This window comes from Curtobacterium sp. MCLR17_040, from assembly GCF_003234735.1.
Lineage (GTDB): Bacteria > Actinomycetota > Actinomycetes > Actinomycetales > Microbacteriaceae > Curtobacterium > Curtobacterium flaccumfaciens.
On record NZ_QKTE01000016.1, the window covers coordinates 27,143 to 39,487 of the forward strand.

Genomic DNA, 12,345 nt, shown 5'->3' on the forward strand with positions numbered 1-12,345 from the left:
CACCAGTCCGGCGAACCCGGAAGCTGAGTAACGAGGCCATAACATCGGCCCATGGCGATCGAACCCGAGACGAAGAACTGGACGTGGGTCATCGAGTCCGCGTGTCCCGAGTGCGGCTACGACGGCAGCGCGGTGACCGTCCGCGACGTGCCCGGCATCATCGACGAGAACACCGCCGGGTGGCCCGATGTCCTCGGGCGCGACGACGTGCGCGACCGCCCGGACGACCACACGTGGTCCCCGCTCGAGTACGGCGCGCACGTGCGGGACGTGCACCGGAAGATGGCGGAGCGCCTCGAGCTGATGCTCACCGAGGACGCCCCGACGTTCCCGAACTGGGACCAGGACGCCACCGCCGTCGAGGACCGTTACGGCGAGCAGGACCCGGCGGTCGTCGCTCGGGAACTGCGGGAGTCGGCCGACCGCGCGGCCCGGGCCTTCGCGGCAGTGCCCGACGAGGTGCTCGAGCGCACCGGGCTCCGGTCCGACGGCAGCGCGTTCACCGTCGCGACGCTCGCCACCTACTACGCGCACGACCCGGTGCACCACCTGTGGGACGTGCGGCGCACGCGCTAGACGTGGGGACCACCGGCCTGGAGGCGCGGTGCGGCCCCGCCCCGCGCCTCCAGGCCGCCGACGGTCGCCTCCGGAACCGGGCGTACCTGCCGAAACCGGGCGTACCTGCCGGACTCAGGCGTACCTGCCGGAATCGGGCGTACCTACCGAAACCGGGCGTACCTGCCGGACTCGGGCGTACCTACCGAAACCGGGCGTACCTGCCGGACTCGGGCGTACCTACCGGACTCGGGCGTACCTGCCACGAAGAAACGACCAGGTATGCCCGAAAGCACCATCCATCGCACGCGTGATGGGAAGGATCGGGCACCGAGCCGGAGCGCTCAGGCGAGTGCGTCGAGCACGGCGCGCGCCGTCGCGGCGTCGGTCACCAGCTCGTTGACGAGCCCGCCCCGCACCGCGGCCACGATGCTCGTGACCTTGGCGCTGCCCACGGCGACCCCGACCGCGTGCGGCACGGTCGACAGGATCTCGCGCGAGGTCCGCACCATCCGGTCGCTGCCGGGGAACTCGATCGGCGAGCCGTCCGCGGCGTAGAAGTTCAGGCAGACATCGCCCGCGGCACGGTCGAACGCGACGTCCTCGACCGGGATGCCCCGGGCCAGCGCGTCCCGCGTGTGGGTCGGCGCCCCGATGCCGAGGATGGCGCCCTTCGCCCGGCTCCACAGCCCGACGACGTGCTGGAACGCCGGGTCCTCGTCGAGGGTGGACCGCATCGCCGGGGACGGCAGCGCCTGGGCGAACAGGAACGCCGGGATCGCGCCGGAGTGCTCCGCGGCCGTCCGGGTGATCTCGTTCGTCTGGAACCACGGCATCGGGTCGGCCTGCCCGCCCACCGTCGGGACGAGCTGCACCCCGGGCATGGTCGGCATGCCGGACCGTGCGACGTCGTAGACGGTGCGGCCGGACGACATCAGGACGGCGTCGCCGGGGACGAGTCCCATGCCCTCGACCGCGGCGGCCAGTGGTGCGGCCAGGTCGGCGCCGAGCGTGGCGGCGTGGGTGACCGCGGCGAGGTGGACCGCGCGGAGCCCGAGCACGACCTGCAGCCGTTCGGCGAGCGCCACGGTCTCGTCCTGGAACGGGTCGACGACCTCGATGCGGACGAGTCCCGCCTTGCGGGCCTCGGCGACGAGCCGCGAGACGGTCGGCCGTGAGACACCGAGGCGCGAGGCGATCTCGACCTGCGTGGCGTCCTCGAGGTAGTACATCCGCGCCGCCTGGTAGACGGTGTCCAGCGGGAACCGGGTGCGCGACGCGTCGGCGGCGGGGCCGGGGCCAGCGGTGCTCTCGGACGACATGGAGCAGGACCCTTCGACTCGATCGGACACCGCGATCGTAGTCCGAGCAGGGCTCAGCGGATCGTGAACCCGCCGTCCACACGGAGGTCCGCACCGTTCACCATGGCGCTCGACTCCCCTGCCAGGAACAGCACGGCCGCGGCGATCTCGTCGGGGGTCGCGAAGCGGCCGGTGGGGATCTCGTCCTGGTGCCGGATGCCGTTCTCGTTCGCCCAGGCCGCACGGCCGAGGTCGGTGAGGACGACGGTCGGCGACACGGTGTTCACGGTGACGCCGCGTCCGCCCCACTCGAGCGCGAGCACGTTCGTCAGACCGATGACGCCGGCCTTCGAGGCGCAGTAGGCGGCGTGCCCGTCGATGCCGACGTGGGCCGCCTGCGACGCGATGTTCACGATCCGCCCGTACCCGGCGTCGAGCATGTGCCGGCCGACGGCCTGCGCCACGCGGAACGTGCCGGTCAGGTTGACGTCGATGGTCGCCGCCCAGGTGTCGGCTGCCAGGTCCTCCGCCGGGGCGAGCGCGGCGATGCCGGCGCAGTTCACCAGCACGTCGACGCCGCCGAAGTGCCGGACGACGTCCGCCACGGTGCGGGTCACGGAGTCGGCATCGGTCACGTCGCAGGCGAACCCGGCGTGGAGGCTCGTGGCCGCGCCCGCCCCGTCGGCGGCGGCGTCCGGCCCGGCCGTCACGGGCAGCGCGGACGTGGGCAGGTCGGCCGCGGCCGACGTGGCGCCGTCAGCACGGACGTCGACGACGGCGACACGGGCACCCCGTGCAGCCAGGGCCCGGGCGATGGCGTTGCCGATGCCCGACGCCCCGCCGGTCACCACCGCCGTACGGCCGCTGAAGTCGTTGGTCAGGTCGATCGTGTCGGGGCCCGGTCGGAGGGCCGCGGCGAAGTCCGTCGTCATGTTCGCTCCCTTGCGTTCGGTGCCGAACCTACCAGAAATTGTGTTCTGGACAAACGTTCTGGAAGGTGTACAGTCATCGCCGAAGCCACCCAACGGAGGAACAGCTCATGTCGACGACGACCGAGAACGCGGCCACGACCGCCCCCACCACGATCCCCACGACGATGCGCGCCGTCGTCGTCCACGGCCCCGGTGACTACCGGCTCGAGGAGCGTCCCGTCCCGACGCCCGGCCCCGGGGAACTCCTGCTCCGCACCGACGCCGTCGGCATCTGCGCGAGCGACTTGAAGTGCTACCACGGTGCCGCGAAGTTCTGGGGCGACGAGAACCGTGCGGCCTGGGCGGAGCGCGACCGCATCCCCGGACACGAGTTCGTCGGCACGATCGTCGCCGGTGACGACGCCGCCCTGGCCAAGCGCGGCGTCGACCTGGGCGACCGGATCGCCTGCGAGCAGATCGTGCCGTGCTGGGAGTGCCGCTACTGCCTCGAGGGCGCCTACTGGATGTGCAACGTGCACGACATGTTCGGCTTCAAGGGCTACGACGGCGCGATGGCCGAGTACGTGCTCGTGCCGGCGAAGGCGCTGACCCATCCGGTGTCGAAGGCGCTGCCCGGCCAGGTCGCCGCGTTCTCCGAGCCGCTGTCCTGCGCGTTCCACGCCGTCGAGCGCGGGGACATCAAGTTCGGCGACACCGTGGTGATCGCCGGAGCCGGCCCGATCGGCCTCTCCGCCATCGCCGGTGCGCGGCAGAAGAACCCGCTGCGGATCATCGCGCTCGACGTGGTCGAGGCGAAGCTCGAGCTGGCCCGCAAGGTCGGCGCCGACCTCACGATCAACATCGCCCAGGAGGACGCGGTCGCCCGGGTCAAGGAGCTCACCGACGGCTACGGCGCCGACGTCTACATCGAGGCCACCGGGCACCCGTCCGCGGTGCCGCAGGGACTGAACCTGCTCCGCAAGCTCGGGACCTTCGTCGAGTACTCGGTGTTCAAGGACGACGTGTCCGTGGACTGGTCGATCATCTCCGACGACAAGGAGCTCGACGTGCGCGGCGCCCACCTCGGCCCGCACACCTGGCCGGCGGCGATCAAGCTGCTCGAGGCCGAGACCCTGCCGATGTCGGAGATCTGCACGCACCAGTTCCCGCTCGAGCAGTTCCAGGAGGCCCTCGACCTGGTCGGCGACTCCGCCGGTGCCAGCGTCAAGGTGTCGATCATCCCGTCCCTGACCGCCCCCACCACGGCCGCACAGGCCGCACAGGCCTGACCGACCCCGCCAGCAGGGAGAGAACGAGCATGTCAGCGACGACAGCCCGCGCCACCGGCGCCCGCACGACCGCGCCCCGCACCGAGGGCCGCCTGGACCGGATGGGCATCCCCCGTCCGCTCGCCCTCGGGTTCGTCGCCGTCCTGGTCTTCATGACCGGGAACGGCGTCGAATCGAACTTCATCACGCCGCACATGGTGGCGGTCCTCGGCAGCCCCGAGGCCACCGTGGCGACGATCGTCACGTTCTACAGCCTGGCCGCACTGATCGGCAGCTACATCTCGGGGGCCCTGTCCGACCTGGTCGGGCCGCGCCGCGTGATGATCCTCGGCTTCGCCGTCTGGGTCGTGTTCGAGGTCCTGTTCCTGCTGGCACTCGGCGCTGGCAGTGTCCCGTTCGCCGCCGTCACCTACGCGTTGCGTGGGTTCGGCTACCCCCTGTTCGCCTTCGCGTTCCTGGTCTGGGTGAACATCACCACCCCGGTCGAACGGAACGGCTCGGCGGTCGGCTGGTTCTACGTCGCCTTCACGGGTGGCCTGCCGACCCTCGGCTCGCTGTTCGCGATCGGTGCCATCCCGGTGTTCGGCGGCGGAACGGTCGGTGAGACCGGCGCGATGGTCGCCTCGATCGGTCTCGTCGTGATCGGGTTCCTCATCATGCTGTTCGGCGTCCGGCTGCCGAACGGGTTCACGCGCATCGCCCCCGCCGGCGAGAGCGCCTGGCAGGTGCTGACGAGCGGCATCCGCCTGACGGTCACGCGACCGAAGATCCTGATGGGCTTCCTCGTCCGCCTGATCAACACCGCGCCGGAGTTCGGCATGTTCGTCGTGCTCCCCGCGGTCATCGCGAACGAGCGCGGCTGGGGCCAGAGCCGCTGGCTGCTCATGACCGTCTGCGTCTACGCGACGAACATCCTGGTCAACGCCCTGTTCGGCTGGGTGGGCGACAAGATCGGCTGGCAGCGCACCGTCAAGTGGTTCGGCATCGTCGGCTCCGCCCTCGGGCTCATCGCCTGGTGGTACGTGCCGCAGCTCGTCCCCGCCGGTTCGGACTGGGGCTACGTGCTCTCCGTCGTCGCCGGGTGCGTGTTCGGCTGTCTGCTCGCCGGGTTCGTGCCGATGGGCGCGATCATGCCGGCGCTCGCCCCCGAGCACAAGGGCGCCGCGATGGCGATGTACACCACGGCCGCCGGGGGCGCGGCGTTCCTCGGCACCGGTGTCGTCGCCGCGGTCTTCGCCCTGGGCGGCGGCGGCCAGGCCGCCACGTGGACGTTCGTCGGCCTGTACGCCTGCGCGTTCGTGATGATCCACTTCCTCAAGGTCCCGCAGGGCGACCGAGGACACTGAGTTCCGGGCGACGACGGCCGTCCCGTCGTCGCCCGGTGCACCACCCACCACCATCCCCGGAGGACCCGCACCATGACCACGATCCACGACGACCCGGACGAGTTCGCCGAAGACCAGCTGAGCGGCTGGCTCGCGCTCTACGCCGATCGGGTCCGCGGCGTCCACGGCGGCGTCGTCACCCTGCCCACCGAGGGCGCCGCACCGCAGGTCGCCGTCGTCGTCGGGGGCGGCTCCGGCCACTACCCCGCGTTCTGCGGCGTCGTCGGTCCGGGCTTCGCCACCGGCGCCGTCGTCGGCAACGTCTTCACCTCGCCGTCGACCGCGCAGGTCTACTCGGTCGCCAAGGCCGCCGACCAGGGTCGCGGTGTCGTGCTGTCGTTCGGCAACTACGCCGGCGACACCATGAACTTCGGGCTCGCGGCCGAGCGGCTGCGTGCCGAGGGCATCGACACCCGCATCGTCGTGGTCACCGACGACGTCGCCAGTGCCGACGACGAGACGAAGCGGCGCGGCATCGCCGGCGACTTCTCCGTCTTCAAGGCGATGGGCGCCGCCGCTGCCGAGGGAGCCGACCTCGACGAGGTCGAGCGGATCGGCCGTGCGTCGAACGCCGCGACCCGCACCATCGGCGTCGCGTTCTCGGGCTGCACCATGCCGGGCGCGACCGAACCGCTGTTCACCGTCCCCGACGGCCACCTCGGCCTGGGGCTCGGCATCCACGGCGAGCCGGGCATCCAGGACGTCCCGCTGCTCCGGGCGACGGACCTGGCGTCCCTGCTCGCCGAACGGCTGCTCACCGACCGCCCCGCAGCCGCCGGCTCCCGGGTCGCCCCGATCCTCAACGGGCTCGGTGACACCAAGTACGAGGAACTCTTCCTGCTCTGGGGCCGGGTGCTGCCCCTGCTGCAGGACGCGGGGCTCGAGGTCGTCGAACCCGAGGTCGGCGAACTCGTCACGAGCCTCGACATGGGCGGCTGCTCGCTGACGCTGCAGTGGCTCGACGACGAACTCGAACGGCTCTGGCGCGCCGACGCCTACACGCCCGCGTACCGCAAGGTGGCGGCGCCGGTCGCGGCGCTCGTGCCGGCCGACGCGGTGGACGCCGCCGAGGACGAGGCGACGGTCGTGCCGGAGGCGACCGATGCCTCCCGGCAGGCCGCGCAGACGGCGCGAGCCGCCGTCGAGGCGATGGACGCGCTCCTGCGCGAGCACGAGGAGACGCTCGGCCGCATCGACGCGGTCGCCGGGGACGGCGACCACGGCCGCGGCATGGTCAAGGGGATCGGTGCGGCGCGCAAGGCGGTCGACGGGCTCGGCCCGGAGACAGGGGTCGCCTTCGTCCTCGGACGCGCCGGTGACGCGTGGGCCGCGTTCGCGGGCGGCACCTCCGGTGTCCTGTGGGGCGCCGCACTCGAGGCGTTCGGCCGCTCCCTCGGCGACGACCGCGAGTCGTACCAGGCCGCCGACGTCGTCGACGCGGCGCAGGCCTTCGCCGACTCGATCGTCCACCTGGGCGGGGCGTCCCGCGGGGACAAGACGCTGCTCGACGCGCTGCTGCCGTTCGTGGACGAACTGCGCCGGGCCGTCGACACCGGCGCACCGCTCGTGGCAGCGTGGGAGACCGCGGCGCGGGTCGCGGTCGAGCAGGCCGAGGCCACCGCCGACCTCACGCCGAAGGTCGGACGGGCCAGGCCGCTGGCCGAGAAGAGCCTGGGGACACCCGACGCGGGTGCCACCTCGATGGGGATGATCCTCACGCGGATCGGCGAGGTCCTCGCCGCCCGTGCTGACAAGGAAGGAACACACGCATGACGTACCGTCTCGTGATCGGGTCCGACGACGCCGGGTTCGACTACAAGGAGATCATCAAGGCCGACCTGCTCGCCGACGACCGGGTGTCGGACGTCACCGACGTCGGCGTCGACGCGGACGGCCACACCGCCTACCCGCACGTCGCCGTGGACGCTGCGCGCCTGGTGGCGAGCGGCGAGGCCGACCGGGCGATCCTGATCTGCGGCACCGGCCTCGGTGTGGCGATCAGCGCGAACAAGGTGCCGGGCATCCGTGCCGTCACCGCGCACGACTCGTACAGCGTGGAGCGGTCGATCCTGTCGAACGACGCCCAGGTGCTCTGCATGGGGCAGCGTGTCGTCGGCGTCGAGCTCGCCCGTCGGCTGGCGAAGGAGTGGCTCGGCTACGAGTTCGACCGTTCCAGTGCCAGCGCCGAGAAGGTCAACGCCATCTGCGAGTACGACGGCAGCGCACCGGCCGGGGTCGACGCCCAGGCGTAGGCAGGGTTCCGCACGACACCGGTGTTCGCGCGCTGAACACGCCCGTTCGGGTGTTCGGCACGCGAACACCGGTGTCTTGCGAGCCATCCCGCGCCGCTCACCCGCGCGCGGCCAAGCGGTGCACGACGGCCTTCGTCGCCTCGTACAGCTCGCGGTAGTCCCGGTAGCCGGCCTCGTACGCCGCGGTCGCCGCAGGGTCCGGTTCGATCACCGTCGCCGGCGGGTTCCACGCACCGATGTCCACGGTGTCGCCCGGCCCCGCGACGAGCTCGGCAGCCAGGTACGCCGAGCCGAAGCACGCACCGATCGTCACGCTCGGCACCGTCTGCCGCAGCCCGGTGACGTCCGACACGATCGTGGGCCACAGCCGTCCGAGCAGCCCGCCGCCGGCCCCGACGAGTTCGCAGACCTCGACCCCGGCGTCGCGCAGCGCCTCGAGGTGGTGCCGTACCGCGTACGCCGTCGCCTCGAGCGTCGCCCGGTAGATGTCCCCGCGCGTGTGCCGGACCGTCAGCCCCGCGAGCACTCCGCGGGCGTCGGGGTCGGCGATCGGCGTCCGCTCCCCCGCGAAGTACGGCAGCATCAGCAGCCCGTTCGCCCCGATGCCGGAGCACCGCGCTTCCTCGAGCATGGTCGACCACTCGCCGTCGACCAGCCGTCGCAACCAGTCCGTGATCGCCCCGGAGGTCGCCATCCCCCCGGACACGCTCGGCTGGCCCGGGTGCGTGCCGACGGTCGTCCACATCCCCGGCACCGCCGTGGGTTCGGCCGTCGGCACGATCATGAACATCGTGGTGCCGTACTGCAGGAACATCCGGCCCGGCACGGATTCGCCGACGCTCACGCCCTCCGCCCAGGCGTCGATGGTCCCGGCCGTCACGGGGATGCCGGCCGGGAGGCCCGTGGCCGCGGCCGCCTCGGGCGTCACGACGCCCGCCTGGTCGCCCGACCACAGCAGGCGCGGCATGGCGAGACCGGGTGCCAGCCGGTCGCACCACTCCGGGATCCACCGGTTCGCGTGCACGTCGTAGAGCGGTGTCGTCTGACTGGCCGAGTGGTGGTCGAGGACGTACTCGCCCGTCAGCCGCTCGACCACGCGGGACGACGGCATCGTGAACCGGGCAGCCCGCGCCCAGACGTCGGGTTCGTGCCGGGCGAGCCAGGCGAGCTTCACGCCGGCGGCCTGGGTGCTCAGGGCGGACCCGCAGCGGGCCCGGATCGCGTCCTCGCCGCCGAGCTCGGCCGCGACGTCGTCGAGCAGCTCCGCCGTGCGTGTGTCGATGCCGTACAGGATCGCCGGACCGAGCGGCGCACCGTCGACGTCGGTCAGCAGCGCACACGGTCCGATGCCACTCACGCCGACCGCCTGCACCTCGACGTCGGGCACGCGGTCGAGCAGGGAGCGGGTGAGGGCGGTGAACTCCTCCCACCAGACGTCGGAGTCCATCTCGACGAGGCCCTGCTCGGGGCGGTCGACCTCGTGGCGACGGCTCACCTCGGCGAGCACGGTGCCGTCGAACCGGGCCAGCAACGCCTTCGTGCTCGACGTCCCGATGTCCAGACCGAGCACCGCTCGCATGCCGCCTCCTTCGCCGCCACACGACCGCCGCCGGTCGCGCCACGAGTCTACGAGCGACGCCCAGCTGCCTGTCGGGGGCCGGACGTACGGTACCGACGACTCCAATGCTCCACGAGGGGAACCCGATGAAGAAGTCAGCCTGGCTGCCAGCCGTCATCGCACCGGTCGTCGTCGCCGGCGCCGTTGCCGCCCCGATGATCGCGAACGCCGCGAACGACCCGATCGCGGGGACGAACCCCAGCGCGGCGGCCGTCATCGCCAGCATCGCGAAGTCGTCGGACGCCCAGTACTCGGGCAAGCTCTCGCAGACGAGCGCACTCGGGCTCCCCGAACTGCCCACCGGGTCCGGCGGCTCCTCGCTCGAGGGCGACGCCTCCGACGTGCTCGGGCTGCTCACCGCGTCGCACACCGCCCGTGTCTACGTCGACGGCCCCGACAAGCAGCGCGTCCAGCTGACGCAGCAGCTCGCCGAGCAGGACGTCGTCCGCAACGGCTCGGACGTCTGGACCTGGGACTCGAAGGAGCGCACGGCCACGCACGTGACGCTGCCGAGCGACACCGCGAAGGACCCGCAGGGCGGCACGACCACCCCGGCCGACATCGCGAAGCAGGCCATCGACGCGATCACCCCGACCACCACCGTGTCGAAGCCGACCGAGGTCAGCGTCGCCGGACACGACGCCTGGCAGATCACCCTCACGCCAAAGTCCTCCGACACCCTCGTCGGAGCCGTCCGGCTGGCCGTCGACCAGCAGACCGGACTCCCGCTCCGCGCGAGCGTCCAGGCCGCCGGCGCGGACGACCCCGCGGTGCAGGTCGGGTTCACGAGCCTCGACTACGGCGCCCCGGCGGCCCGGCTCTTCGACTTCACCCCGCCGTCGAACGCCAAGGTCACCGAGAAGGACCTGTCCGACGCCGGATCCCACGCGAAGGGCGAGCACGGCGACCACCGTGGCACCCCGAGCGGTGACGAGCCGACCTTCACCGGCACGGGCTGGAGCACCATCGCCGAGCTCCCTGCGGGTACGGTCGACCGGTCCGGGCTCGAGGGCGAGGCCTCGGGCCTGCTCGACCAGCTGACGAAGCCCGTCGACGGCGGCCGTGCCGTGCAGACGTCGCTCGTCTCGGTCTACCTGACCGACGACGGCCGCGTGCTCGCGGGTGCCGTGCCGGTCGCCTCCCTGGTCGACGCCGCGAAGTGAGCGCGGACGACCACCAGGTGAGCACGGCCGGGCCGGCACCCGACCTGGCGATCCGCACCACGGACCTCCAGAAGGTGTTCCGCAAGCAGCGTGCGGTCGACGGGATCGACCTGGCGGTGCCGCGCGGCGCGGTGTTCGGGTTCCTCGGGCCGAACGGTTCCGGCAAGACCACCACGATCCGGATGCTGCTCGGGCTCTCGAGCGCGAGCGGCGGCACCATCGAGCTGCTCGGCGAACCGATGCCGAGGGCGCTGCACGACGTCCTGCCCCGCGTCGGTGCACTCGTCGAGGGGCCGGCCTTCTACCCGTACCTGTCCGGCCGGGCGAACCTGCAGCGCTTCGACGCCGCCGACCCCACGTCGGACCCGCGTACCCGCAAGGCCCGCGTGGCCGGTGCCCTCGACCGCGTCGGGCTGACCCACGCGGCCGACAAGAAGGCGCACGCGTACTCCCTCGGCATGAAGCAGCGACTCGGTCTCGCGAACGCCCTGCTGTCCCCGCGCGACCTGCTGGTGCTCGACGAGCCGACGAACGGCCTCGACCCGCAGGGCACCCGCGAGGTCCGCAACCTCATCCGCTCCCTGGCCGACGACGGCACCACGGTGTTCGTGTCGAGCCACCTGCTGGCCGAGATCGAACAGGTCTGCACGCACGCGGCCGTCATGCGGACGGGCAAGATCGTCGCGCAGGGGCCCCTCGACGAGCTGCGCGCGGCCGGGGCGCGGACCGTGACCGTGCGGACACCCGACGTCGGGCAGGCCGGTACCGTCCTCAGCCGACTCGGGCTCACCCCGCGGCACGACGGCGGGGCCGACGTGTTGGTGGCCGACCTGCCGAACGCGCTGCTGCCCGAGACGATCACCGCGGAGCTCGTGCGCGCCGACGTCCGCGTGCGCGGCCTGACGGTGGGCAGCGGCACCCTCGAGGACCTGTTCGTCGCACTCACCGGAGAGGGATTCGATGTCGCAGCCTGACGCGGCCGTGCGCGACCTGCCCGTCCGCCGCCGACAGCGCCCGTTCGCACTGCTCGGTTCCGAACTCGCGCTGGTGTTCCGGCGTCGCCGCACCTGGGCGATGCTCGGGGCACTCGCGCTCGTGCCGATCCTGATCGCGGTCGCCGTGAAGCTCACCACCGACGGCGACGACGGCGGGCCGGCGTTCCTCGGCGACATCACCAACAACGGCCTGTTCGTCGCGTTCACCGCACTGACCGTGTCGATCCCGCTGTTCCTGCCGCTGACCGTCGGCGTGGTCGCCGGGGACACCGTCGCGGGCGAGGCCAGCCACGGCACGATCCGCTACCTGCTCGTCGCACCGACGGGCCGCGTGCGGTTCATCCTGGTGAAGTTCGCCGGTGCCGTCGCGTTCTGCCTGGCCGCGACGCTGCTGGTGGTGCTGGTCGGTGCGGCGATCGGCGCCGTGCTGTTCCCGATCGGCCCCGTCACGCTGCTCTCCGGCACCCAGGTGGGCGGCTGGTCGTACGCCGGCCGCGCCCTGCTGCTCGCGCTGTACGTCGCGATGTCGATGCTCGGGCTCGTGGCGATCGGCATGTTCACGTCGACGCTGACGAACGTGCCGGTCGGCGCGATGGCCGCGACGGTCGTGCTCGCCGGGGCGTCGCAGGTGCTCGACCAGCTCCCCCAGCTCGACTGGCTGCACCCGTTCCTGTTCTCGCACCAGTGGCTCGGGTTCGGCGATCTGCTGCGCGACCCGATCTCGTTCGACTCGTTCGGGTCGAACGCGGTGCTGCAGCTCGGGTACGTCGTGGTGTTCGGGGCGCTGGCGTACAGCCGGTTCGCCTCCAAGGACATCCTGAGCTGACGTCGCAGGGGCCCGACACGAAGGTGTCGGGCCCCTGCGACGGGCAGCTC

The 12,345-nt window shown here is 72.2% G+C and carries 11 protein-coding genes; 8 read left to right on the forward strand and 3 right to left on the reverse strand.

The genetic code is table 11. The annotated features are described in order from the left end of the window. The first annotated feature begins 51 nt into the window (after positions 1-51). Entirely contained in the window at positions 52-576 is a 525-nt protein-coding gene (locus tag DEJ01_RS13400) for a DinB family protein (protein WP_111093283.1), read from the forward strand. Between the two features lie 323 nt (positions 577-899). On the opposite strand, the gene DEJ01_RS13405 is transcribed toward DEJ01_RS13400, so the two are convergent. Then, complete coding sequence (locus DEJ01_RS13405; protein WP_111093284.1) at positions 900-1,877, reverse strand: sugar-binding transcriptional regulator; 978 nt, start codon at positions 1,875-1,877, stop codon at positions 900-902. Positions 1,878-1,930: 53 nt separating this feature from the next. After that, a complete protein-coding gene (locus DEJ01_RS13410; RefSeq protein WP_111093285.1) occupies positions 1,931-2,788 on the reverse strand; it encodes a GolD/DthD family dehydrogenase in 858 nt (285 codons plus the stop codon). A gap of 107 nt (positions 2,789-2,895) precedes the next feature. Between DEJ01_RS13410 and DEJ01_RS13415 the strand changes: the two genes are divergently transcribed. The 4 genes from DEJ01_RS13415 to DEJ01_RS13430 all read left to right on the forward strand — a co-directional run bounded on the left by DEJ01_RS13415 (position 2,896) and on the right by DEJ01_RS13430 (position 7,693). Further along, positions 2,896-4,056, forward strand: a complete 1,161-nt coding sequence (locus DEJ01_RS13415; RefSeq protein ID WP_111038191.1) for a zinc-binding dehydrogenase — start codon at positions 2,896-2,898, stop codon at positions 4,054-4,056. A gap of 29 nt (positions 4,057-4,085) precedes the next feature. Next, positions 4,086-5,402, forward strand: coding sequence for an MFS transporter (locus tag DEJ01_RS13420; protein WP_209082617.1), 1,317 nt, complete (start codon positions 4,086-4,088; stop codon positions 5,400-5,402). A gap of 72 nt (positions 5,403-5,474) precedes the next feature. Next, positions 5,475-7,214 (forward strand): dihydroxyacetone kinase family protein, encoded by a 1,740-nt coding sequence (locus DEJ01_RS13425; RefSeq protein WP_111093286.1) that lies wholly within the window; start codon positions 5,475-5,477, stop codon positions 7,212-7,214. Beyond that, positions 7,211-7,693: a ribose-5-phosphate isomerase gene (locus tag DEJ01_RS13430; protein WP_111093287.1), complete on the forward strand. Its 483-nt coding sequence runs from the start codon at positions 7,211-7,213 to the stop codon at positions 7,691-7,693. Before DEJ01_RS13425 ends, DEJ01_RS13430 begins: the two co-directional genes overlap by 4 nt. A 97-nt stretch (positions 7,694-7,790) precedes the next feature. Here the strand turns inward: DEJ01_RS13430 and DEJ01_RS13435 are convergent, their stop codons facing one another. Continuing rightward, positions 7,791-9,272, reverse strand: coding sequence for an FGGY-family carbohydrate kinase (locus tag DEJ01_RS13435; protein ID WP_111093288.1), 1,482 nt, complete (start codon positions 9,270-9,272; stop codon positions 7,791-7,793). A gap of 125 nt (positions 9,273-9,397) precedes the next feature. On the opposite strand from DEJ01_RS13435, the gene DEJ01_RS13440 reads away from it, so the two are divergent. Genes DEJ01_RS13440 through DEJ01_RS13450 form a run of 3 tightly spaced genes read left to right on the forward strand, consistent with a single transcriptional unit; the run spans position 9,398 to position 12,295 of the window. Continuing rightward, the gene (locus DEJ01_RS13440) at positions 9,398-10,474 is read left to right on the forward strand and encodes an outer membrane lipoprotein carrier protein LolA (protein ID WP_146247623.1); all 1,077 of its coding nucleotides are present in this window, start codon (positions 9,398-9,400) and stop codon (positions 10,472-10,474) included. Continuing rightward, entirely contained in the window at positions 10,471-11,448 is a 978-nt protein-coding gene (locus DEJ01_RS13445) for an ABC transporter ATP-binding protein (protein WP_111093290.1), read from the forward strand. The genes DEJ01_RS13440 and DEJ01_RS13445 overlap by 4 nt, the downstream gene beginning before the upstream one ends. Beyond that, a complete protein-coding gene (locus DEJ01_RS13450) occupies positions 11,435-12,295 on the forward strand; it encodes an ABC transporter permease (RefSeq protein ID WP_027466217.1) in 861 nt (286 codons plus the stop codon). Before DEJ01_RS13445 ends, DEJ01_RS13450 begins: the two co-directional genes overlap by 14 nt. Positions 12,296-12,345: the final 50 nt, after the last annotated feature.